The organism is Pseudomonas sp. UMAB-40 (assembly GCF_900095275.1).
In the GTDB taxonomy this organism is placed as follows: Bacteria; Pseudomonadota; Gammaproteobacteria; order Pseudomonadales; family Pseudomonadaceae; genus Aquipseudomonas; species Aquipseudomonas mandelii_B.
This window is the reverse complement of sequence record NZ_LT607572.1, coordinates 82,443-104,133: the sequence shown is the minus strand read 5'-3', so window position 1 is coordinate 104,133 and position 21,691 is coordinate 82,443. Positions and strand designations below refer to the sequence as shown.

Genomic DNA, 21,691 nt, shown 5'->3' with positions numbered 1-21,691 from the left:
TGTCGTCTTCGGGCTATCTTTTCGGATAGCCCGTTCTTACCGCAAGGAGCCGCTCGGAACGCCGATGCGCCAAATCTGGAAACCTTTTCGAGCGCTTTATTTTGCCTCGCTGATGATGTTGATCGGCTCAGGCTTGCTGAGTACGTACCTGGGCCTGCGCCTGGCGGCGGATAACGTCGACAGCTTGTGGGTCGGTGCGTTGATGGCGGCCAACTATTTCGGCCTGGTGCTGGGCGGCAAGATCGGTCACCGACTGATCGCCCGGGTCGGGCACATTCGCGCCTATTCAGCTTGCGCCGGGATTGTCGGCGCGGCGGTGCTCGGTCATGGCCTGATCGACTGGCTGCCGGCGTGGATATTCCTGCGGGTGATCGTTGGCCTCGGCATGATGTGCCAGTACATGGTCATCGAAAGCTGGCTCAATGAGCAGGCCGAAGCGTCCCAGCGTGGCACGGTGTTCAGCGGCTACATGATCGCTTCCTACCTGGGGCTGGTGCTGGGCCAGCTGATTCTGGTCATGCACCCGGCCCTGGGCCTGGAACTGCTGATGCTGGTCGCCTTGTGTTTCGCGCTGTGCCTGGTGCCGGTGGCCCTGACCCGGCGGATTCACCCGGCGCCATTGCATCCGGCGCCGATGGAACCACGGTTCTTCATCAAACGGGTGCCGCAGTCATTGAGCACGGTGCTGGGGGCGGGGCTGATCATTGGCTCCTTCTACGGTCTGGCGCCGTTGTATGCCTCGCAGCAAGGATTGTCCACCGAGCAGGTCGGTCTGTTCATGGGTAGCTGCATTTTTGCCGGGCTGCTGGTGCAGTGGCCATTGGGCTGGCTCTCTGACCGTTATGACCGAGCGTTGTTGATCCGCTGTTTTGCGGTGGTCCTGGCCCTGACCGCGTTGCCGCTGGCGATCATGCAGCAGGTACCGCTGGAGGTTCTGTTTGTCGCCGGGTTCTTCTGCTCGCTGGTGATGTTCTGCCTGTATCCGCTGGCGGTGGCCTTCTCCAACGACCACGTCGAAGGTGATCGTCGCGTGTCCCTGACTGCGATGTTGCTGGTGACTTACGGCGTGGGCGCCAGTATCGGGCCGTTGGTGGCCGGGGTCCTGATGAAGCTGTTTGGCAGCCACATGCTGTATGCCTTCTTCAGCTTCTTCGCGTTGGTGCTGGTGTGGCGGATTCGCCCGAAAGCCGTCACCAACCTGCATCAGGTCGAAGATGCGCCGCTGCATCACGTGGCCATGCCGGACAGCATGTCGAGTTCGCCACTGGTGGCGTGCCTTGACCCACGGGTCGATGAACAGGTGGTGCAGGACCAGATGCAGAACCCGATCAACCCTGATCCGGAGCCCGAACCCGAGCCGGATCCCGAAAACGATCCACCGCCAGAAGACCCGGATGCAGGTCGCGAGCAAAGCTTTACCGAGGCCAGGCCTTAAAGCTGGCGCATAAAAAAACGGGCAGTCGCCGCAAGGGACTGCCCGTTTTTTGTTGAAGCGTTGTATTACATGTCGTCTTTATCGAAGCGGCGCGCTTCACGCTGAAGCTGATAGACGAATCGTTCGACCTGACGCTGCACCAGTCCGCTCATGTTGTGGAAGCGGATGCCGGCGAAGGTGGTGGAGATTCTTTCTTCGAAGTGCAGGTAACGCAGTTCCACCGGCGCGGTCATGCTGCCGAAGGGCAGGTCGGCGACGAAGCGGTCGTAGACCTGACCCAGTTGCAGCCGGGGGGTGATGTCACCTTCAAAGCGCAGCTTGCAGCCCGTGGCAGAGATGTCGAGCAGCTTGCCTCTGATCGGGAACTTGAGCTTTTCACCGCCCAGTTCGACATCGACCAGTTGCGCCAGCTTCAGCGCAGCCCGGAAGGCATTGCGGCGCTGGTGGTAGACCACTTCATCGGGAAGAGTGCCGCGGTAGCAGCGACCGCCACCGGACTCATCGATGGTCAGTGTGCCGTTGCTTTCCCACGCAATGCGCACGCCCTCGTGGAAGCCTTCAACCCGAAATGATTCGCCGGCCAGCAGATAGCGTTCGCCATCGCGAGGCACCATTTCGTCCAGGGCAATGCGGTTGCCGTCACGGTCGACGTCCACCAGATAGCTCTGGAAGCGCTGGCTGCGTTCGTGGAACGTGATGATCAGCGGGTCATGGCTCTCTTGCAGCTGCCGCAGGTTACCGGCGATCTCCATCGGCGTGGATAGCACCTTGGGTGGCTGCGGAGCATCTTCCGCGTTTAAGGCATTGAACACGGTTCATCATTCTCCAGACAAAATATGACTGCGACTTGCTAGCATACTGCCAGCATGTGAGGCGTCTTGATAGAGCGTGCTCATTAACAGGCTCAAGCCTGACTAAGCGGGCGCGGCTTCGCGAGCATGGAGGTTGATCCGCGGGCATCGTAAAGCGCTGGCGGTTCGCCGCCGGTGAGGATTTTCAGCTGGTTGGCCGTGGCGGCCTGCTGGACCAGGATCGACTGGCCATTATTGACGTTGGCCGCCTGGCATTGAGCCAGCAGATCGGTCAATTTCTCGCTCTGTTCCAGCAATTGATCGCCGATGCTCGACTGGCTGGCAAGTTGCTCCAAGCCACTGCGATCGGTCGGCAGATTCAGGCTGGCGAGGATTTCACTGCGCTTGCGGCCATGCTGTTCAAGCAGAATGATCATTGCCTGTTTCTGCGCCAGAATATCTTCGAGCAGCGGCATGTCGCGACCGTGCAAGGCGAGGGACTCGGTTTGCAGTAACTCCAGCAGGTATTGCGCTGGAGCAAAGTCGTCGGTGATCAGTTGCAGTAAATTAGTGTCGTGCATGGCTGGCCTTGGGGTTTAAGCGTCCAAAAGCCTGGCGCAGGCCGTGGCCTAGCGCTGGGCTTCGAAGTTGAGCAGTTTGCTGGCTACACGGTTGCTGTCGACTTTATAGCTGCCATCGGCAATCGCTGCTTTCAACTCGGCCACGCGGGCGTTATCGACGGCAGGCTGATCGCGCAGCTTGTCAGTGACCTTCTGCAACTGTTGAGCCTCATTGCTGAGGTGTACCGATTCCCCGCTTTTGGCGGTACTGGCCTGTTCGGCCGGGGTATTCAGCGGCGCGGATTTGCCGGTTTCGGCGGTTTCCTTCGCGGTGCTGGTACGCGTACTACCGGTAAGTGACGAGGAGCTGTTCAAACGGCTGAAATCGATGACCATGATAAAAAACCTCTGGGTATTTGGACGCTTGCCATGTTTTCGGCTCTCCCTGCGAAAACTTTAGGCCCATTTATCAATGAGCTTGCATGCGTCAGCGCTTGTCCTGCCTGCAGCACAGTTTAGGGAACCGCCGGGCGGCGCGCCATCTTTCACCAGCAGATCGTACTACATGGCCACTTCCACCTGGCCCGGCGCGGTGACTTGCGCCTTGATGACCCGTTGGGAGTTGAGGTTTTTCACACGAATCTGTTCACGCAGGCCGCCGTTGGATAGGGCTTCGCCCGGCATACGCACGCTGAGCGTACCACTGCGGGCGGTAATCACCACTTGATCGCCCTTGCTGATGACTTCCGCCTGTTCGAGATGGACCAGCGTCAGGACCTGATTGGCGACCGTTGGTCGGGTAAGTTTCTGCCCCACGGCTTGTTCCAGGGAAGTGAAATAACCCTGGTTGATCAGGCTGATGTCCCGCTCGCGCAGCATGACGTCGCCTGGCTCGATGACCCCGGCGCGTTTGAGCGGTCGGGTGGTGGTGACAACGTCCCGAAACAGGCGGACTTGAGCGGGCACGAAGACTGTCCAAGGGGATGTGCTGTCGCAGCGGACCTTGACCGTGACCCGCCCGATCGGGGTCGCCGGGCTCTCAAGGGTGGCTGTCAATTCCTTGTCGCACATGGGCATGCGCAGTCGCGGATCGAGCTGGTTGACCTCGATTTCGTAGCGACCTTCCGTTTGACTCGTAGCCAAATAGTCTTCTACGGTGAACTCAAGAAAGCCCTGAGTGACGCCGATAAGCATGTCAGGCAAGGTAACCGCGTCAGCAAGGGCAGGGCTGCCAGCGTTGAACAGGCAAACGGCCGACATCGCGCAAAGCAATTTGCGGAAGGTTGATGTCAGGCGTCGGAAAAATGTCGGTTCTGTGTTCATAAGAGTTAAAAAGCAAGCGCCGTGCCGTTTAGCAATGAACGTGCGTCGCAACACACTTAAGCGTTGGTGTAGGAGTCTGTGCATGGCTGGTGTAATGGATGCAGTAAACCAGCGCACGCAATTGGTTGGGCAGAATCGCCTTGAGCTGTTGTTGTTCCGTCTCGACGGCCAGCAGCTGTATGGGATCAACGTGTTCAAGGTTCGGGAAGTGCTGCAATGCCCCAAACTGACCCTGATGCCCAAGTCCAGTCCTGTCGTGTGCGGTGTGGCAAGTATCCGGGGGGCGACCATTCCGATTCTTGATCTGGCAATGGCGACCGGCTCCGGCGCCCTTAAAGATCAAAGCAACCCGTTCGTGATCATCACGGAGTACAACACCAAGACCCAGGGTTTCCTGGTGCGCTCGGTGGAGCGCATCGTCAACATGAACTGGGAGGAGATTCATCCGCCACCCAAGGGCACGGGACGCGATCATTACCTGACAGCTGTGACTCGGGTCGACAATCAGTTAGTCGAAATCATCGACGTCGAGAAAGTGCTGGCAGAAGTGGCGCCGACACCGGAAGCGATTTCGGTCGGCGTGGTGGATGTCGAAACCCAGCACAAGGCGCTGTCCTTGCGGGTGTTGACGGTCGATGACTCGTCGGTGGCGCGCAAGCAGGTGACTCGTTGTCTGCAAACGGTCGGCGTCGAAGTGGTGGCATTGAACGACGGCAGGCAAGCGCTGGATTACTTGCGCAAGCTGGTCGATGAGGGCAAGAAGCCGGAAGAAGAGTTCCTGATGATGATTTCCGACATCGAGATGCCGGAAATGGACGGGTACACCCTGACGGCCGAGATCCGCAACGACCCGCGCATGCAAAAGCTTCATATCATCCTGCATACTTCGTTGTCGGGTGTATTCAATCAGGCAATGGTCAAGAAGGTCGGCGCGGATGACTTCCTTGCCAAATTCCGTCCTGATGACCTGGCATCCCGGGTAGTCGACCGGATCAAAGCAGCAGATATCAGCTAGGGGCCTTCTGCCCCTGGTGATTAACACGATTTAAGAGGCGGCATCTTTGTCTACGGGTAATTTGGATTTCGAACAGTTCCGGGTATTCCTGGAAAAAGCCTGTGGCATTTTGCTCGGTGAAAACAAGCAGTACCTGGTCTCGAGCCGTCTCAACAAACTGATGGAGCAGCAAGGCATCAAGTCCCTGGGTGAGCTGGTTCAGCGCATCCAGACCCAGCCGCGCAGCGGTTTGCGCGAGATGGTGGTGGATGCCATGACCACCAACGAAACCCTGTGGTTTCGTGACACCTATCCGTTTGAAGTCTTGAAGAACAAGGTGTTGCCCGAAGCGATCAAGGCGGCCCCCGGCCAGCGCCTGCGGATCTGGTCGGCGGCGTGCTCGTCGGGTCAGGAACCGTATTCGCTGTCGATGTCCATCGATGAGTTCGAGCGCGTCAACATGGGCCAGTTGAAGATGGGCGCGCAAATCGTCGCGACCGACTTGTCCGGCACCATGCTGACCAACTGCAAGACCGGCGAGTACGACAGCCTGGCCATCGGCCGTGGCCTGTCGCCCGAGCGCCTTCAGCGTTACTTCGACCCCAAAGGGCCGGGGCGCTGGGCGATCAAGGCGCCGATCAAGAGCCGCGTGGAGTTTCGCTCGTTCAACCTGCTGGACAGCTATGCGGCCCTGGGCAAGTTCGACATCGTGTTCTGCCGCAACGTGCTGATCTACTTCTCCGCCGAGGTGAAGAAAGACATCCTGTTGCGTATTCACAGCACGCTCAAGCCAGGCGGTTATCTGTTCCTCGGCGCCTCCGAAGCGCTGAACGGTTTGCCGGATCATTACCAGATGGTCCAGTGCAGCCCGGGGATCATTTACCAGGCGAAGTGATTCGTTGGCAGCATCAAAAAAACGGGAGCCCTCAGCGGCTCCCGTTTTTTTTGCCTGCCAATTTTTTTTTGCCTGCCAATATCTCACCAACACCGCTGAACCCTGTGGGAGCGAGCTTGCTCGCGATTGCGGTGGGTCAGACCATGCAGATGTCGGCAGACACGACGCCATCGCGAGCAAGCTCGCTCCCACAGGGGGTGGTGGTGTTCTTTAGAGGGGATAAGCGGCAGAAAAGCGGCAGACGGCGGACATCGGTTGCCGCTTTTCTGGCATTGCCGCCTTGCCACTGCCGGCAAAGCCCCGGTTTCCGGGCTTTTTTGAATTGGCACGCCGCTTGCTATGTCTCTGATACGAAAAATCAGGTCACCCGAAGGTTTCCCGACATGAGCATCAGCTTCGATAAAGCGCTCGGTATCCACGAACAAGCCTTGGGCTTCCGCGCGCAGCGTGCCGAAGTCCTGGCCAACAACATCGCCAACGCCGACACCCCGAACTACAAGGCTCGGGACCTGGAGTTCTCCAAAGTGCTCGCCGCACAGAACGAGAAAACCAAGGGCGGTACTTTTGCCTTGAACATGACCAACAACCGTCATATCGAAGCCGAAGGCCTGGGCAATGGCGACGAGTCGCTGATGTATCGCACGCCGATGCAGCCGTCGATCGACCAGAACACCGTGGACGCCCAACTGGAACAGTCGAACTACGCGGAAAACGCCGTCGGCTTCCAGGCCAGCTTCACCCTGCTCAACAGCAAATTCAAAGGGCTGATGTCAGCCCTGCGCGGAGAGTAATTCATGTCTCTATCCAGTGTTTTCAACATTGCCGGTAGCGGCATGAGTGCGCAGACCACGCGCTTGAACACCGTGGCCTCGAACATCGCCAACGCCGAAACCGTCTCGTCGAGCATCGACCAGACCTATCGCGCCCGTCACCCGGTGTTCGCCACCATGTTCCAGGGCGGCCAGAGCGGCGGCAGCGATTCGCTGTTCCAGAACCAGGACGCCGCCGGTCAAGGCGTGCAAGTGCTGGGCGTGGTCGAAGACCAGAGCAACCTTGATGCGCGTTACGAGCCAAACCATCCGGCCGCCGATGCCAAGGGCTACGTCTACTACCCGAACGTCAACGTCGTCGAAGAAATGGCCGACATGATTTCCGCCAGTCGCTCGTTCCAGACCAACGCCGAAATGATGAACACCGCCAAAACCATGATGCAGAAGGTCCTGACCCTCGGTCAGTGATAAGGGGCGACTCAGATGAGTGTTACCGATACCACCAGCGGCGTGAACATCAAGGATGTCTTGGCCAATTCGTCGGTCAAGACCAACACCAGCGCCGACGGCCTGACCTCGGCGACCAACAGCGCTACCGGCAAGAAGGCGTTGGGCAAGGATGCGTTCCTGCAATTGCTGGTCACCCAGCTGAAAAACCAGAACCCGCTCGAGCCTCAGGACAACGGTGACTTCGTCGCTCAGCTGGCACAGTTCAGTAGCCTGGAAGGCATCACCACGCTGAACGATACGGTCAGCGGCATTGCCGGCAACTACAACTCGTCGCAAGCGCTGCAAGCGTCTTCGCTGGTGGGCCGCTCAGTGGTCGCGCAGACCGACACAGCGGTCGTCGATACCTCCAAGAGCTTCAACGGCACGGCCGTGGTTCCGGCATCGGTGGATCCGGTGACGATCAAGATCACCGACGCCGATGGCAAAGTGATTCGCACCATCGACCTTGGCAGCCAGAAGGCCGGCAACGCCAGCTTCATCTGGGACGGCAAGAACGATGCAGGCGAAGTGGCCAAGGCCGGCAAGTACAAATTTGCCGCCACCGCGACCTATGACAGCAAGGCGACCTCGCTGGTGACTTACCTGCCGGCAACCGTCAACAGTGTGACCATCAGCCAGACCGGCGGTGAGTTGATGCTGAACCTGGCAGGCCTGGGCAGTGTTGCCCTGTCCAAAGTACAAACCATTGGTATATAGAGCCGACTAACACGGCACAAAGGAGTGGAATATGTCTTTCAATATCGGCCTTAGCGGTCTCTATGCAGCCAACAAACAACTGGACGTGACCGGCAACAACATCGCCAACGTAGCGACCACCGGTTTCAAATCGTCCCGTGCAGAATTCGAAGACGTGTACTCGGCCACGCGCCTGGGTACCGGCAGCAAGACCATCGGCAACGGCGTGCGTCTGGCCAACGTTTCCCAGCAGTTCGGCCAGGGCGACGTGAACAACACCGGCAACGTGCTGGACATGGGTATCCAGGGCAACGGTTTCTTCATCCTCAGCGACAACGGCTCCCTGAGCTACACCCGTGCCGGCGCGTTCAAGACTGACGCTGAAAACTACGTGGTCGACAACAACGGTAACCGCTTGCAGGGTTATGGCGTTGATGCCAACGGCAAGATCATCAACGGTGTGCTGACCGACCTGAAAATCGACACCTCAAGCCTGGCGCCACATGCCACGACCCGTATCGATCAGACGCTGAACCTGAACTCGTCGGACCCACTGCCGACAGTGACGCCGTTCAACGTCAAAGACACCAATAGCTACAACAAAACCATTTCCACCCCTGTGTACGACACCCAAGGTAACGAGCACAGGATGGATCAGTACTACGTAAAAAATGCGGCATCCAACTCCTGGACCGTTTACACCTACATGGACGGTCGTAGCCCAACGGACCCGACTGCCGTTCCTCAGGTGCCAATCACTGCCGACATCACCTTCAACCCTGATGGCAGCATCAAGACGCTGACGGCCGGTGCAGGCTGGACTAAAGTCGGCAACACCCTGACCATGACAGGCTGGAAGCCGGGCGTGTTGGTTAACCCAAATTCCAACCCGCCAACCTGGGCCCTGAACGGCTCGGACGCAGCCGCCGGCGGTATTGCGTTCGACATGACCAAAACCACCTCCTACGCTTCGCCAACCGCCCGTACTGCGCAGTACCAGGACGGTTATGCCACCGGCCAGATTGCCAGCCTGACCATCGACGAAAGCGGTGTCATGACCGCCAACTTCAGCAACCAGCAAACCAAGGCCATCGGCCAGGTAGCGGTCGCCAGCTTCGCCAACGAGCAAGGCCTGCAGCCAATCGGCGGTACCCGCTGGAAAGAAACCTTCGCTTCGGGTGTGGCGGGTGTCGATGCACCGAAAACCGGTACGCTGGGTGCGGTGGTGTCCAACTCCCTGGAAGAGTCCAACGTCAACCTGACCAACGAACTGGTTGATTTGATCAAGGCGCAGAGCAACTACCAGGCGAACGCCAAGACCATCTCCACCCAGAGCACCATCATGCAGACGATCATTCAGATGACCTGATGCAGGTTAGCGCTGAATAAAGAGCCCCTCGCCAGAGGGGCTTTTTTATGGCCGGGATTTGTCCCTGGCGTAGACATCTTGGTTATCAGTGCTGGCCTCATCGTCGGAACGCCGCCCGGAGCAGGCTCACTCCTACAGTTGATCGCATTCCTCCGAGCCAACTCGGTCCCCTGAGCGAGGTTTGCCGGCGAAGGCGTCAGCCCGGCCACCACTTTCCTTCAGGCAAAAGAAAACCCCCGACCAATCCAGAGGACTGATCGGGGGTTATCCAGGTAAGCGCCTTTCAGCGCTCACCGGCTCAGCTTATTGGCAAGCTTCGCAATCCGGCTCGTCGATGGCGCAAGCCTTCGGCACTGGAGCAGGGCCGGCCGGTGCTGCCAGGACCGAATCTTCACCGTGGTTGCCGCCGCTGGAAACAGCGTTCAGCTTGCCGGTGTTGATGGTCGACTTCTCGGTGCTGGTCGCGGCCAGGGCACGGAGGTAGTAAGTGGTTTTCAGACCACGGTACCAGGCCATGCGGTAGGTCACGTCCAGCTTCTTGCCCGATGCGCCAGCGATGTACAGGTTCAGCGACTGAGCCTGGTCGATCCACTTCTGACGACGGCTTGCCGCGTCAACGATCCACTTGGTGTCCACTTCGAACGCGGTCGCGTAGAGCTCTTTGAGTTCTTGCGGGATGCGCTCGATCTGTTGTACCGAACCGTCGTAGTACTTCAGGTCGTTGATCATGACCGAGTCCCACAGGCCGCGAGCCTTCAGGTCCCGAACCAGGTACGGGTTGATCACGGTGAATTCGCCCGACAGGTTCGATTTCACGTAGAGGTTCTGGTAGGTCGGTTCGATCGACTGCGATACGCCAGTGATGTTGGCGATGGTCGCGGTCGGTGCGATGGCCATGATGTTGGAGTTACGAATGCCTTTCTGCACGCGGGCACGAACCGGTGCCCAGTCCAGGGATTCGTTCAGGTCAACGTCGATGTACTTCTGGCCACGTTGCTCTATCAGGATCTGTTGCGAATCCAGTGGCAGGATGCCTTTGGACCACAGCGAACCCTGGAACGTCTCGTAGGCGCCGCGCTCGTCGGCCAGGTCGCAGGAAGCCTGGATCGCGTAGTAGCTCACCGCTTCCATGGACTTGTCGGCGAACTCGACGGCTGCGTCGGAACCGTAAGGAATGTGCTGCAGGTACAGAGCGTCCTGGAAGCCCATGATGCCCAGGCCGACCGGACGATGCTTGAAGTTGGAGTTCTTCGCTTGTGGCACCGAGTAGTAGTTGATGTCGATGACGTTATCGAGCATGCGAACGGCGGTGTTCACGGTGCGTTCCAGCTTGGCGGTGTCCAGCTTGCCGTTGACGATGTGGTTCGGCAGGTTGATCGAGCCCAGGTTGCAAACGGCGATCTCGTCCTTGTTGGTGTTCAAGGTGATCTCGGTGCACAGGTTCGAGCTGTGGACCACGCCGACGTGCTGCTGCGGGCTGCGCAGGTTGCACGGGTCTTTGAAGGTCAGCCATGGGTGGCCGGTTTCAAACAGCATGGACAGCATTTTGCGCCACAGGTCTTTGGCCTGGATGGTCTTGAACAGCTTGATCTTGCCTGGGTACTGGGACAGAGCTTCGTAGTACTCGTAACGCTCTTCGAAGGCCTTGCCGGTCAGGTCGTGCAGGTCCGGTACTTCGGACGGCGAGAACAGGGTCCACGGGCCGTCATCGAAGACGCGCTTCATGAACAGGTCAGGGATCCAGTTGGCGGTGTTCATGTCGTGGGTACGACGACGATCATCACCGGTGTTCTTACGGAGTTCGATGAACTCTTCGATGTCCATGTGCCAGGTTTCCAGGTAGGCACAGACAGCGCCTTTGCGCTTGCCACCCTGGTTGACGGCGACGGCGGTGTCGTTCACCACTTTCAGGAACGGTACGACGCCCTGGGATTTGCCGTTGGTGCCCTTGATGTACGAGCCCAATGCACGAACAGGGGTCCAGTCGTTGCCCAGGCCGCCGGCAAATTTCGACAACATGGCGTTGTCGTGGATCGCGTGGTAGATGCCCGACAGGTCATCCGGCACGGTGGTCAGGTAGCAGCTGGACAGCTGTGGACGCAGGGTACCGGCGTTGAACAGGGTCGGAGTCGACGACATGTAGTCGAAGGACGACAACAGGTTGTAGAACTCGATCGCACGGTCTTCCTTGTTCTTCTCTTCGATCGCCAGGCCCATGGCCACGCGCATGAAGAAGATCTGCGGCAGTTCGAAACGGATACCGTCCTTGTGGATGAAGTAACGGTCGTACAGGGTTTGCAGGCCCAGGTAGGTGAACTGCTGATCGCGCTCGTGGTTGATCGCCTTGCCGAGTTTTTCCAGGTCAAAGGTGGCCAGGACCGGGTTCAGCAATTCGAATTCGATACCCTTGGCGATGTACGAAGGCAGGGCCTTGGCGTACAGGTCGACCATCTCGTGGTGGGTCGCGCTTTCGGCAACTTCCAGGAAGCTCAGGCCTTCGGCACGCAGGGTGTCCATCAGCAGGCGGGCGGTCACGAACGAGTAGTTCGGCTCACGCTCGACCAGGGTACGGGCGGTCATCACCAGGGCGGTGTTGACGTCGGTCAGGGCCACACCGTCGTACAGGTTTTTCAGGGTTTCGCGCTGGATCAGGTCGCCGTCGACTTCTTCCAGGCCTTCGCACGCTTCGGTGACGATGGTGTTCAAGCGGCCCATGTCCAGAGGAGCAAAGGTGCCATCTGCGCGGGTGATGCGGATCGACGGGTGAGCGTTGACCGCTTCCTCGGCCGGTGCGTGGGCGGCGCGTTCTTTCGAACGACCGTCACGGTAGATCACGTAGTCGCGGGCCACTTTCTGCTCGCCGGCACGCATCAGGGCCAGTTCGACCTGGTCCTGGATTTCTTCGATGTGGATGGTGCCGCCCGACGGCATGCGACGCTTGAAGGTCGCGGTGACTTGTTCGGTCAGACGGGCAACGGTGTCATGGATTCGCGACGAAGCGGCAGCGGTGCCGCCCTCAACTGCGAGAAACGCTTTGGTGATCGCGACGGTGATCTTGTCATCGGTATAAGGAACGACAGTGCCGTTACGCTTGATCACGCGCAGTTGGCCAGGCGCGGTGGCGGACAGATCCGAAGTCGAATCAGCGGCCTGCGGCAAGGTGCCCTGCGGGTTCTCGCGAGTTGTGTCGGTTTGCATGGGGGAGTGTCTCCACATTCTCTATGTTTGTTTGAGCACCTTCATGGTGCCCACCGTTCTGTCCTGAAGCACTACAACCGACGGGCGTCGGGCATAACAACTTCGGGACAGTAGGAAAAGGCTAATGATGCCGCTTCCTTGCCGAAGTCTTTGGTCGCGAGCCAGGGCTCGAAACCGGATTCCATTCAGGGTGACAGTAATGACTGCAACACCCGTACCGTTCTGGCTGTTCTGGCCTCAAAAAACGGTGCCATCCGCAGGTGCGGTTTGGGCTTTCAAAAACACGCTTGGTTCAACCGGAATCAGCAATAAAGCGCTTGAGTTTCTGGTCTGAAATGTGGTTGGGCTATTTAAGCGAAAACCCTACATGTAGGGTTTTTTTGGCGCCGGGCTACAAGATAATGCGTTTTGGAGGGTGTTGCAACGTACTACCTGTGGATAAACCTGTGCGTAAATTGTGTGTGAAACAGGGAACAGGCGTGTAGGCCGCGACCTAGCTGGAGCGGGCCGTTTTTCACTGATTTTCAGCGACTGAAAACAGTCATTCGGATTTTTAAGGGCGCGAACCCTATCACAAAAAACCAGGTTGTCCGAACGCATTTGCCGGCTTGTGTTCTCGGCGTTCGGCGTTTATACAATCGGCCAGTGTGTACGCATTCTTATCCTCCCCAATCATTACAAAAAGACGGGCGGATCCTTCCTTATAAGTGTTGTTGGCAAGCAGAGGTCACCGTGGAGCAAGAAGCCTGGCAGATATTGATTGTGGAGGACGACCAGCGTCTGGCCGAACTGACCCGCGATTACCTGGAAGCCAATGGCCTGCGCGTATCGATTGAGGGCAATGGCGCCCTGGCTGCGGCCCGCATCATTAATGAAAAGCCGGACCTGGTGATCCTCGACCTGATGCTGCCGGGCGAAGATGGCCTGAGCATCTGCCGCAAGGTCCGCGACAAGTATGACGGTCCGATCCTGATGCTCACCGCCCGCACCGACGATACCGATCAAATTCTTGGTCTGGACCTGGGCGCCGACGATTACGTGTGCAAACCGGTGCGCCCGCGTCTGCTGCTGGCGCGCATCCAGGCGCTGTTGCGCCGCAGTGAAGCCCCTGAAGTGGCCCCGGAAAAACAACGGCGTCTGCAGTTCGGCCCGCTGGTGGTGGACAACGCCTTGCGCGAGGCTTGGTTGAATGACAACGGCATCGAACTGACCAGCGCTGAGTTTGATCTGCTGTGGCTGCTGGTGGCCAACGCCGGGCGCATCCTGTCTCGGGAAGAGATTTTCACCGCCCTGCGCGGCATTGGCTATGACGGCCAGGATCGCTCCATCGACGTGCGCATCTCGCGCATCCGCCCGAAAATAGGCGACGACCCGGAGCATCCGCGACTCATTAAAACCATCCGCAGCAAAGGGTATCTGTTCGTCCCGGAAGCCTGTACCCCGTGAACTCGATCTTCCTGCGTATCTACGGCGGCATGTGCGCGGCGTTGATTCTGGTCGCGGTGCTCGGCGTGCTGGCCTTGCACCTGCTCAACCAGGTGCGCAGCGAGCAATACCGCGAACGCCTGGCGCACGGCACCTTCTCGTTGATGGCCGACAACCTGCAACCGATGAACGAAACCGAACGCCACCGCGCCTTGCTGGTGTGGGAGCGTTTGCTCGGGATTCCGTTGGCGCTGAAGACCTTTGCCCAGACCGACCTCGACCTGACGCAGCGCACCCGCGTGCTGCGCGGCCAGGCGCTGGTGGAACAGACCGGCCCGCATGCGGCGAAGGTCTATCGACTGGTCAGCGACAAGGAACAGTTGGTTCTGACGGGTGAAGTCCAGCAGATCAGCGAGCAGCTGGCGCGAGCGACTATCTACCTGCTGGCCGACGAATTGGTGCGCGTGCCGGTGGCTGAACAGCCCAAGCGCCTGGCGCAATTGAAACAAGAAAAGGGCTTCGGTTTCGACTTGCGCCTGGTCACCGTCGACCAGGCAGACATGGACGAAGACCAGAGCCGCCGGATCTCCGAAGGCGACACGGTGATGGCATTGGGCAAGGGCGGTGACTCGATCCGGGTGTTTGCCGGCATGGTCGGCACGCCGTGGGTCCTGGAAATTGGCCCGCTGTACCAGATGAATCCTTATCCGCCGGAATGGCTGGTGCTGATTGCGGCCCTCGGTTTGAGCCTGATCGGTTTGATCGTCTATTTATTGGTGCGCCAACTTGAGCGCCGCTTGCGTGGCCTCGAAGCTGCTGCCACGCGCATTGCCAAGGGCAGCCTGGAAACCCGCGTGCCGGCGCGCGGCGCGGACTCGGTGGGGCGACTGGCCTCTGCGTTCAACGGCATGGCCGAGCACTTGCAACAGTTGCTGGCGATCCAGCGTGAACTGGTGCGCGCGGTGTCCCACGAATTGCGCACCCCGGTGGCGCGCCTGCGTTTTGGCCTGGAGATGATCGGCTCGGCCACCACGCCACAGGCTCTGGAGAAATACCGCGAAGGCATGGACCACGACATCGAGGACCTCGACAAACTGGTGGACGAGATGCTGACCTACGCGCGTTTGGAGCAGGGCTCGCCAGCGCTGAATTTCCAGAGGATCGATCTGGATGCGTTGGTCAATCAAGTGATCGAGGAATTGGCACCGTTACGCGCCGAGGTCACGGTGCAGCGCGGGCTGTGCCTGTCCGCCGCCGATTGTGACGATGCCTGGGTCGAGGCCGAGCCGCGCTATTTACACCGGGCGATCCAGAACCTGGTGAGCAACGCCATGCGCCATGCCTCGTCGCGGGTGACCGTCAGCTATCAGGTGGGGCAGCAGCGTTGCCGGGTAGACATCGAAGATGACGGGCCGGGCGTGCCGGAGTCGGCCTGGGAGAAAATCTTTACGCCGTTCCTGCGCCTTGATGACAGCCGTACCCGGGCATCGGGCGGGCATGGCTTGGGGCTTTCCATCGTGCGACGGATTATCCATTGGCATGACGGGCGGGCGTTGATCAGCAAGAGCAAGAGTCTGGGTGGGGCGTGTTTCAGCCTGAGTTGGCCGAGGAATCAGGAGAAGCGATGAGGCCCTTCAATACACCGCAAATCCTCAGGCCTTGATACTGACCAGACTCAACAATTGCCCATCCACCACCCCAAACTGAGCATCCAGCTCCGTACCATTGCGCCATTCGCTGGACAGGTCCGTGAGCAAACGCAGCCGCACTTCACCCGCCTCGGTCCATTCCAACACCTCGGCATGTTCAAAATAAAACCGCTGTTGAACAATCGGATACAGCGCCTTGAACAGACTCTCCTTCACCGAAAACGTCAGCGTGACCAGCATCGCTAACTGGTCACGATGACCTGCGGCCATGCGCTGCAACTCCGGCGGGGTGAGGATTTCCCCGGCCAGGCGCTCGGCCCGTTCAGGGTTTAGCAGGTTTTCCAGGTCCATCCCCAATCCACGCCAGTGGGTCTTGTTCGCGACAATCGCCGCGGCCCGGCCGGTGCTGTGGGTAATTGAGCCGCTGATATGCGCAGGCCACACCGGCGCCCGGTCTTCACCGATGGCCGGGCTGAAACTCAGTCCTTCCAGCTGCTGCAGCGCCGCCCGGGCGCACACCCGACCGGCCAGAAACTCGGCCTGACGCTTGGCGACCGAGCGCTGGATGCTCGCCGGCGGCTCGATGGCGCTGCGCCGGAAATCATCGCTGGCCAGTTGCGAGGTATCGAAGTGCGTACTCAACAGCACCGTGTCAGGCAGCACAAACGGCAGCGGCCAATGGGCATCGAGCGGGGTGCAGCAGGCGGGTAGGGCGGGGGTGGGGTTCATGTCGGGCATTTTGCCGGGTTGCTCTCAGGCTGGGTAGTCCCGACGTTAGACCGAGGTGTTGCCATTCGCGAGCAAGCCCGCTCCCACATTGGATCTTCGTCGTGACACAAATCCAATGTGGGAGCGGGCTTGCTCGCGAAGGCAGCGACGCGGTCTATCTGTTCAACCAAAAATCTTCTTGAAGAACGCCTGCATATCCGCCCAGGACTTTTCATCCGCCGTCTTGCTGTACCCGATATCCGGCCCACCATGATCGCCATGGCCCAACCGATCCGCGTCCGGATTGCTGAATCCATGCTTGGCGCCCTCAAGGCTGACGAATTGATAGTCGGCCCCGGCCTTGTCCATCTCAGCCTTGAACGCCGCGACGTTATCCGCCGTCACCATGCTGTCCAGCGCGCCATGTTCCACCAGGATTTTCGCTTTCACGCTGCCCGGCGTTGCGGGCGTTTTGGTCGCCAGCGCGCCGTGGAAACTCACCACGCCCGCCAGCGGTACGCCTTGACGCGCTGCATTCAACACCACGGCACCACCGAAGCAGTAACCGATGGCAGCGACTTTATCCGGATTGGTCTGTGGCTGTTTCTTCAGCAAATCGAGCCCGGCCTGGAAGCGGGCGCTGGACGCCGCACTGTCTTTCGACGCCGCTTGCATGAAGGCCATGGCGTCCTTGGGATGCTCGGTGTTCTTGCCATCGCCATACATATCAATGGCCAGCGCGCTGTAACCCAGGCCGGCCAAGTCGCGGGCGCGGCGCTTGGTGTAGTCGTTGAGGCCCCACCATTCATGCACCACCACCACGCCCGGACGTTGGCCTTTAATAGCATCGTCGTAAGCGTAATAGCCGATCAGCTTCGTGCCGTCGGGGCTCTGATAGGGGATTTCCTGAGTCTTGATCGCGGCGTGGCTGAGCCCGCTCAAGGCCAGTAATACGAGGGCGAGGAAAACGCGCATTGTCGGATCTCCTGCATAAAAGTCATCAAAACAGCCGGGTAGAGTTGATTCAGCTTAGGTTCAGAGTGCGTTCAGGGGGAGTTCAGGGGTGGGTGCGTAACCTTGCCCCGTACCCAAAAAGCAAATAGCGCATGAGGAAATTCCCCAATGACTCACTTCAAAAAACTGCTTCTGGCTTTCACCGTCATGGGCGCGAGCGCGGCGGCTTTCGCTTCCGACGATAATTTCGCCAGCCTTACTCTTGGACAGACCAGCGACAAGGTCAAAAAGTCCCACGCCCTGAACGACAACCTCAACAGCCCGAACGCCGACGGCGTGATCGGCAAGGACACCACCTGGGGTGTGCGTCTGGGCCAGCAAAACAGCCAGGGCCGCTACTACGCCACTTACGACAACGTGTCGGGCTCGCACAATGGCATTAAACTGCGTCAGGAAAACCTGTTGGGCAGCTACGATCTGTTCTACCCGGTGGGCGGCAGCACCAAATTGTTCGGCGGTGCCACGGCCGGTCTGACCAAAATGACCCAGGAGTCCCCAGGCTTCAGCCGCGACAGCAACATCGGTTACGCCATCGGCGGCCAAGTTGGCGTATTGCAGCAAGTGTCGCAAAACACCTCGGTCGAGATGGGTTACCGTTACCTGCGCAGCAACGCCAGCACCGAGATGAGCGAGCGCGGTGGCAGCAAACAGGGTTCGCTGGACCTGACCAGCAGCGCCCAGACGTACCTGTCGGCGAACTACGCTTTCTGATAGGCGCAACCCTTGTGGGAGCGGGCTTGCTCGCGAAGACGGCGGCACAGTCGACATTGATGTTGCCTGACACGCCGCTTTCGCGAGCAAGCCCGCTCCCACAGGTTTCGCGGTGTAACTGAGAGCTGTGCTGCTGGAGATAACGATTTGCCTAGGAGAGCGTTATGAAACTGCTGGTCGTTGAAGATGAAGCGCTGTTGCGCCATCACCTGCAAACCCGCCTGACGGACAGCGGCCACGTGGTCGAGTCCGTGGCCAACGCCGAGGAGGCGCTGTACCAGACCGAGCAGTTCAACCACGACCTGGCGGTGATCGACCTCGGCCTGCCGGGCATGAGCGGGCTCGACCTGATCCGTCATCTGCGCTCGCGCGGCAAAACCTTCCCGATCCTGATCCTCACCGCTCGCGGCAACTGGCAGGACAAGGTCGAAGGCCTCGCCGCCGGCGCCGACGATTACGTGGTCAAGCCGTTCCAGTTCGAAGAACTCGACGCGCGCCTGAATGCCTTGCTGCGCCGCTCCAGCGGTTTCACCCAGTCGACCATCGTCGCCGGGCCGCTGCTGCTGGACCTCAATCGCAAACAGGCGTCCCTGGATGAACAACCGCTGGCGCTGACCGCCTACGAGTACCGAATCCTCGAGTACCTGATGCGGCATCACCAGCAAGTGGTGGCCAAGGACCGCTTGATGGAGCAGCTGTACCCGGACGACGACGAGCGCGATCCGAACGTCATCGAAGTGCTGGTTGGCCGTCTGCGCCGCAAGCTCGAAGGCCCGGCCGGTTTCAAACCGATCGACACCGTGCGTGGCCTCGGCTACCTGTTCAATGAGCGCTGCAGTTGATTCGTTCTCTTCGTGTCCGCTTGATGCTTGCCGCCACCACCCTGGCGGTGCTGTTCATGCTGGCGTTGCTGCCGGCGATGCAGGGCGCGTTCAGCCTGGCGTTGCAGGATTCCATCGAGCAACGCCTGGCATCGGACGTGAACACGTTGATTTCCGCCGCACGGGTGGAAAACAACGCCCTGCAGATGCCGGCGCAGTTGCCCGATGAGCGCTTCAACCTGACTGACAGCCGCTTGCTCGGCTACATCTATGACCGTGAAGGTCATTTGGTCTGGCGCTCGAAGGCCACCGGCGAAGAGAAGATCAACTACAAACCGCGTTACGACGGACGCGGCAATGAGTTCGCGCGCATTAGCGAGGCCGACGGTCAGGAATTCTTCGTCTACGACGTCGAAGTCAAACTGCTCAGCGGTAAAAGCGCGGCGTTCAGCATCGTCGCCCTGCAACCGGTGCACGAATACGAAGTGACCCTCGAAGGCCTGCGCGAAAACCTCTACCTCGGTTTCGGCGCCGCGTTGCTGGTGTTGCTGGCGCTGCTATGGATCGGCCTGACCTGGGGCTTGCAGGCCTTGCGTCGGCTCAGTCAGGAACTCGACGAAATCGAAAGCGGCGCCCGCGAAAGCCTCAGCGAACAACACCCGCGCGAACTGCTGCGCCTGACCGGCTCGCTTAACCGCTTGCTGCACAGCGAACGCGAACAGCGCAGCCGCTACCGCGACTCCCTCGACGACCTCGCCCACAGCCTGAAAACCCCGCTGACCGTGCTGCAAGGGGTCAGCGAAGACATGGCCCAGCGCCCGGAAAACCGCGATCAGGCCTGGGTGCTGCAAACCCAGATCGAACGCATGAGCCAGCAGATCGGCTACCAACTGCAACGCGCCAGCCTGCGCAAAAGCGGTCTGGTGCGCCATCAGGTGCGCCTGCAACCGGTGCTGCAAAGCCTGTGCGACACGCTGGACAAGGTCTACCGCGACAAACGCGTGCGCGTTGCTTTCGATTTGCCGGATCAGTGTTACGTGCCGATCGAACAGGGCGCCTTGCTGGAAATGATGGGCAATCTGTTGGAAAACGCCTATCGCCTGTGCCTGAGCGAAGTGCGCATCAGCGTGCGCGAAACCCTCGCCGGGGTTGAGTTATGCGTTGAGGATGACGGGCCGGGCGTACCGCCGGATCAGCGCGCGCGGATTCTGCAAAGGGGCGAGCGGCTGGATCGCCAGCATCCGGGGCAGGGGATCGGGTTGGCGGTGGTCAAGGACATTATCGAGAGCTACAGCGCGAAGCTGACGCTGGGGGATTCGCCGATGGGCGGGGCGGCGTTCCGGATTCATTTTCCGGTGGTTTGATCGCAGGGTTTGGTGGTGTTCTTTCGGTCCTCATCGCGGGCAAGCCCGCTCCCACAGGTAGTTGCTTCGAATACAGATGTTGTGAACGACTCAAATCACTGTGGGAGCGGTCTTGCCCGCGATGAGGCCAGTGAATTCACCCCACACATCAGTTCTCTTGCGCGCGATAGGCACCCGGCGTCAACCCGGTCCACTTCTTGAACGCCCGATGAAACGCCGAAGGCTCGGAAAACCCTAGCTGCTCGGCAATCTGCTGCAACGACAGATCCGCCCGGCCCAGGTGATAAATCGCAATGTCCCGGCGCAACTGATCCTTCAACTCCTGAAAACTCGACCCTTCCTCACGCAAGTGCCGACGCAAGGTCTGCGGGCTGATGTGCAGGTGCGCGGCCACCGCTTCCAGGTCCGGCCAGCGTGCACTGTCGCGGCTGAGCAAACGGCGCAGCTGGCTGCTCAAACTGTCGCCATCATCCGGGCGCGACAGCAGGTCGGCGGGGGAATGTTGGAGGAAATGCTTGAGGGTGCGCTCGTCCTGCAACAACGGCATGTGCAGGTAGCGGCTGTGGAACAGCAGGCTGCTCTGCGCCGTGGAAAACACCATGGGGCAGGGGAACAGCAAGTCGTATTCGGCGCCGTGCTCGGGCCTTGGGTAACTGAACGTCGCCTGCTCCAGCCGAATGCGCTGGCCGATCAGCCAGCTGCCGAGGCGATGCCACACCATCAATTGGCTTTCGGTGAGGAAATGGTCCGGGTCCTGGAACTTCGAGTCATCGAGGCTCAGGCGGATCATTTCGTCTTCGCGGGTCAGGGTCAGGCGCGGACCCTCGGGGAATAGGCTATAAAACAATAAGCCGCGATGCAGAGCTTTTTCGAGGTTGCGGCAGTGGATCACGGCGTGGCACATCATCGCGAAGGTGCCGGTTTTACTCGGCGTCGGCCCAAAACCGAGGTACTCGTCGTCGAGGGCCAGCCACAAACCCTGGATCAGTCGCGTGAACTGCTCCGGCGCAATCCGCGCCCGCGGTTCATCCAGCAACTCGGGGCTGATGCCGAGTTGTTGCAGCAGATTTGAGTAGTCATAACCCAGCCGGCGCGCGCCACCTAAGACGGCACGGGCGAAATGACTGGCGATGGTGCGTTCACGCATGGCAGGGCAGTTCCGTCCCATTGAACGACGGATGGTAGTCGCCAGTCTTGATGATGAACAGGCGGATATCCGCCAAATTGTAGGACGAGGTCTGGTCGATGGGCGGAAACCCGCCACATTGTTGTAACCGGTCGGTGACAAGGTTGAACCTGTAACCCTTGATGTCAAAAGGCTTGCAGGCTTTTTGACGAAGGTGGCACGAGCCTTGCGATACAACGAGCAGATGCCTGCCATTGCGCAGCTCGACAAAACAAATCCCTCCAGTGCAGGAGGGTTCGCAATTGAAGTGTCTATGGCAACAGATGGATGTTGTCACCGGGCACTCTTGAGGA

At 59.6% G+C, this 21,691-nt stretch carries 22 protein-coding genes; 13 read left to right on the top strand and 9 right to left on the bottom strand.

Annotated features, from left to right (window positions below; genetic code table 11):
• Window positions 1-64 precede the first annotated feature (64 nt).
• Window positions 65-1,435 carry an MFS transporter gene (locus K0F88_RS26345; RefSeq protein WP_219097182.1) on the top strand — a complete coding sequence of 457 codons (1,371 nt, stop codon included), beginning with the start codon at window positions 65-67 and terminating at the stop codon, window positions 1,433-1,435.
• 65 nt (window positions 1,436-1,500) lie between these two features.
• On the opposite strand, the gene K0F88_RS26340 is transcribed toward K0F88_RS26345, so the two are convergent.
• The 4 genes from K0F88_RS26340 to flgA all read right to left on the bottom strand — a co-directional run bounded on the left by K0F88_RS26340 (window position 1,501) and on the right by flgA (window position 4,109).
• Window positions 1,501-2,247: a flagellar brake protein gene (locus K0F88_RS26340; RefSeq protein WP_219097181.1), complete on the bottom strand. Its 747-nt coding sequence runs from the start codon at window positions 2,245-2,247 to the stop codon at window positions 1,501-1,503.
• A 92-nt stretch (window positions 2,248-2,339) separates the two neighbouring features.
• Window positions 2,340-2,807 carry a flagella synthesis protein FlgN gene (locus K0F88_RS26335; RefSeq protein ID WP_094471126.1) on the bottom strand — a complete coding sequence of 156 codons (468 nt, stop codon included), beginning with the start codon at window positions 2,805-2,807 and terminating at the stop codon, window positions 2,340-2,342.
• A 48-nt stretch (window positions 2,808-2,855) separates the two neighbouring features.
• Window positions 2,856-3,182, bottom strand: coding sequence for a flagellar biosynthesis anti-sigma factor FlgM (gene flgM, locus K0F88_RS26330; RefSeq protein WP_109633993.1), 327 nt, complete (start codon window positions 3,180-3,182; stop codon window positions 2,856-2,858).
• Window positions 3,183-3,347: 165 nt separating this feature from the next.
• Window positions 3,348-4,109, bottom strand: a complete 762-nt coding sequence (gene flgA / locus K0F88_RS26325) for a flagellar basal body P-ring formation chaperone FlgA (protein ID WP_219097180.1) — start codon at window positions 4,107-4,109, stop codon at window positions 3,348-3,350.
• Between the two features lie 82 nt (window positions 4,110-4,191).
• Here flgA and K0F88_RS26320 point away from each other — a divergent pair, with 82 nt between their 5' ends.
• The 6 genes from K0F88_RS26320 (at window position 4,192) to flgE (ending at window position 9,322) form a co-directional block, all read left to right on the top strand.
• A complete protein-coding gene (locus K0F88_RS26320) occupies window positions 4,192-5,124 on the top strand; it encodes a chemotaxis protein CheV (RefSeq protein WP_219097179.1) in 933 nt (310 codons plus the stop codon).
• A 46-nt stretch (window positions 5,125-5,170) separates the two neighbouring features.
• On the top strand, window positions 5,171-5,998 hold the full coding sequence (cheR, locus tag K0F88_RS26315; RefSeq protein WP_010457158.1) for a protein-glutamate O-methyltransferase CheR: 828 nt from the start codon (window positions 5,171-5,173) through the stop codon (window positions 5,996-5,998).
• Window positions 5,999-6,381: 383 nt separating this feature from the next.
• Window positions 6,382-6,789 carry a flagellar basal body rod protein FlgB gene (gene flgB / locus K0F88_RS26310; RefSeq protein ID WP_010457156.1) on the top strand — a complete coding sequence of 136 codons (408 nt, stop codon included), beginning with the start codon at window positions 6,382-6,384 and terminating at the stop codon, window positions 6,787-6,789.
• 3 nt (window positions 6,790-6,792) lie between these two features.
• Window positions 6,793-7,236 carry a flagellar basal body rod protein FlgC gene (flgC, locus tag K0F88_RS26305; protein ID WP_010457154.1) on the top strand — a complete coding sequence of 148 codons (444 nt, stop codon included), beginning with the start codon at window positions 6,793-6,795 and terminating at the stop codon, window positions 7,234-7,236.
• A gap of 15 nt (window positions 7,237-7,251) precedes the next feature.
• A complete protein-coding gene (gene flgD / locus K0F88_RS26300; protein ID WP_094471132.1) occupies window positions 7,252-7,974 on the top strand; it encodes a flagellar hook assembly protein FlgD in 723 nt (240 codons plus the stop codon).
• Between the two features lie 31 nt (window positions 7,975-8,005).
• A complete protein-coding gene (flgE, locus tag K0F88_RS26295; protein ID WP_219097178.1) occupies window positions 8,006-9,322 on the top strand; it encodes a flagellar hook protein FlgE in 1,317 nt (438 codons plus the stop codon).
• 303 nt (window positions 9,323-9,625) lie between these two features.
• Here the strand turns inward: flgE and K0F88_RS26290 are convergent, their stop codons facing one another.
• Window positions 9,626-12,520 (bottom strand): ribonucleoside-diphosphate reductase subunit alpha, encoded by a 2,895-nt coding sequence (locus tag K0F88_RS26290; protein ID WP_219097177.1) that lies wholly within the window; start codon window positions 12,518-12,520, stop codon window positions 9,626-9,628.
• A 199-nt stretch (window positions 12,521-12,719) separates the two neighbouring features.
• Here K0F88_RS26290 and K0F88_RS32600 point away from each other — a divergent pair, with 199 nt between their 5' ends.
• The 3 genes from K0F88_RS32600 to K0F88_RS26280 all read left to right on the top strand — a co-directional run bounded on the left by K0F88_RS32600 (window position 12,720) and on the right by K0F88_RS26280 (window position 15,573).
• Entirely contained in the window at window positions 12,720-12,854 is a 135-nt protein-coding gene (locus K0F88_RS32600) for a hypothetical protein (protein ID WP_255142588.1), read from the top strand.
• 398 nt (window positions 12,855-13,252) lie between these two features.
• Window positions 13,253-13,966, top strand: a complete 714-nt coding sequence (locus tag K0F88_RS26285) for a response regulator (RefSeq protein WP_219097176.1) — start codon at window positions 13,253-13,255, stop codon at window positions 13,964-13,966.
• Entirely contained in the window at window positions 13,963-15,573 is a 1,611-nt protein-coding gene (locus tag K0F88_RS26280) for an ATP-binding protein (protein WP_219097175.1), read from the top strand. Before K0F88_RS26285 ends, K0F88_RS26280 begins: the two co-directional genes overlap by 4 nt.
• A gap of 24 nt (window positions 15,574-15,597) precedes the next feature.
• Here the strand turns inward: K0F88_RS26280 and K0F88_RS26275 are convergent, their stop codons facing one another.
• Window positions 15,598-16,323, bottom strand: a complete 726-nt coding sequence (locus tag K0F88_RS26275) for a 4'-phosphopantetheinyl transferase (protein ID WP_219097174.1) — start codon at window positions 16,321-16,323, stop codon at window positions 15,598-15,600.
• 162 nt (window positions 16,324-16,485) lie between these two features.
• Entirely contained in the window at window positions 16,486-17,277 is a 792-nt protein-coding gene (locus K0F88_RS26270; protein WP_094471138.1) for a dienelactone hydrolase family protein, read from the bottom strand.
• 147 nt (window positions 17,278-17,424) lie between these two features.
• Here K0F88_RS26270 and K0F88_RS26265 point away from each other — a divergent pair, with 147 nt between their 5' ends.
• From K0F88_RS26265 to K0F88_RS26255, 3 genes are all read left to right on the top strand, one after another.
• Window positions 17,425-18,027 carry a hypothetical protein gene (locus K0F88_RS26265; RefSeq protein WP_094471139.1) on the top strand — a complete coding sequence of 201 codons (603 nt, stop codon included), beginning with the start codon at window positions 17,425-17,427 and terminating at the stop codon, window positions 18,025-18,027.
• A gap of 164 nt (window positions 18,028-18,191) precedes the next feature.
• Window positions 18,192-18,869, top strand: a complete 678-nt coding sequence (locus K0F88_RS26260; protein ID WP_219097173.1) for a response regulator — start codon at window positions 18,192-18,194, stop codon at window positions 18,867-18,869.
• Window positions 18,866-20,212, top strand: coding sequence for an ATP-binding protein (locus K0F88_RS26255; protein ID WP_219097172.1), 1,347 nt, complete (start codon window positions 18,866-18,868; stop codon window positions 20,210-20,212). The genes K0F88_RS26260 and K0F88_RS26255 overlap by 4 nt, the downstream gene beginning before the upstream one ends.
• A gap of 148 nt (window positions 20,213-20,360) precedes the next feature.
• Here K0F88_RS26255 and K0F88_RS26250 read toward each other — a convergent pair whose 3' ends face one another.
• Both K0F88_RS26250 and K0F88_RS26245 read right to left on the bottom strand, forming a co-directional pair.
• Complete coding sequence (locus K0F88_RS26250) at window positions 20,361-21,359, bottom strand: AraC family transcriptional regulator (protein ID WP_219097171.1); 999 nt, start codon at window positions 21,357-21,359, stop codon at window positions 20,361-20,363.
• A complete protein-coding gene (locus K0F88_RS26245; RefSeq protein ID WP_219097170.1) occupies window positions 21,352-21,675 on the bottom strand; it encodes a hypothetical protein in 324 nt (107 codons plus the stop codon). The genes K0F88_RS26250 and K0F88_RS26245 overlap by 8 nt, the downstream gene beginning before the upstream one ends.
• Window positions 21,676-21,691: the final 16 nt, after the last annotated feature.

Excerpts from the sequence above, each read along its gene's own strand:
- K0F88_RS26345 (WP_219097182.1), top strand. The coding sequence starts at position 65 with ATGCGCCAAATCTGGAAACCTTTTCGAGCGCTTTATTTTGCCTCGCTG.
- K0F88_RS26335 (WP_094471126.1), bottom strand. The coding sequence starts at position 2,807 with ATGCACGACACTAATTTACTGCAACTGATCACCGACGACTTTGCTCCA.
- flgM (WP_109633993.1), bottom strand. The coding sequence starts at position 3,182 with ATGGTCATCGATTTCAGCCGTTTGAACAGCTCCTCGTCACTTACCGGT.
- flgA (WP_219097180.1), bottom strand. The coding sequence starts at position 4,109 with ATGAACACAGAACCGACATTTTTCCGACGCCTGACATCAACCTTCCGC.
- K0F88_RS26320 (WP_219097179.1), top strand. The coding sequence starts at position 4,192 with ATGGCTGGTGTAATGGATGCAGTAAACCAGCGCACGCAATTGGTTGGG.
- flgB (WP_010457156.1), top strand. The coding sequence starts at position 6,382 with ATGAGCATCAGCTTCGATAAAGCGCTCGGTATCCACGAACAAGCCTTG.
- flgC (WP_010457154.1), top strand. The coding sequence starts at position 6,793 with ATGTCTCTATCCAGTGTTTTCAACATTGCCGGTAGCGGCATGAGTGCG.
- flgD (WP_094471132.1), top strand. The coding sequence starts at position 7,252 with ATGAGTGTTACCGATACCACCAGCGGCGTGAACATCAAGGATGTCTTG.
- flgE (WP_219097178.1), top strand. The coding sequence starts at position 8,006 with ATGTCTTTCAATATCGGCCTTAGCGGTCTCTATGCAGCCAACAAACAA.
- K0F88_RS26290 (WP_219097177.1), bottom strand. The coding sequence starts at position 12,520 with ATGCAAACCGACACAACTCGCGAGAACCCGCAGGGCACCTTGCCGCAG.
- K0F88_RS32600 (WP_255142588.1), top strand. The coding sequence starts at position 12,720 with ATGACTGCAACACCCGTACCGTTCTGGCTGTTCTGGCCTCAAAAAACG.
- K0F88_RS26275 (WP_219097174.1), bottom strand. The coding sequence starts at position 16,323 with ATGAACCCCACCCCCGCCCTACCCGCCTGCTGCACCCCGCTCGATGCC.
- K0F88_RS26270 (WP_094471138.1), bottom strand. The coding sequence starts at position 17,277 with ATGCGCGTTTTCCTCGCCCTCGTATTACTGGCCTTGAGCGGGCTCAGC.
- K0F88_RS26265 (WP_094471139.1), top strand. The coding sequence starts at position 17,425 with ATGACTCACTTCAAAAAACTGCTTCTGGCTTTCACCGTCATGGGCGCG.
- K0F88_RS26260 (WP_219097173.1), top strand. The coding sequence starts at position 18,192 with ATGAAACTGCTGGTCGTTGAAGATGAAGCGCTGTTGCGCCATCACCTG.
- K0F88_RS26250 (WP_219097171.1), bottom strand. The coding sequence starts at position 21,359 with ATGCGTGAACGCACCATCGCCAGTCATTTCGCCCGTGCCGTCTTAGGT.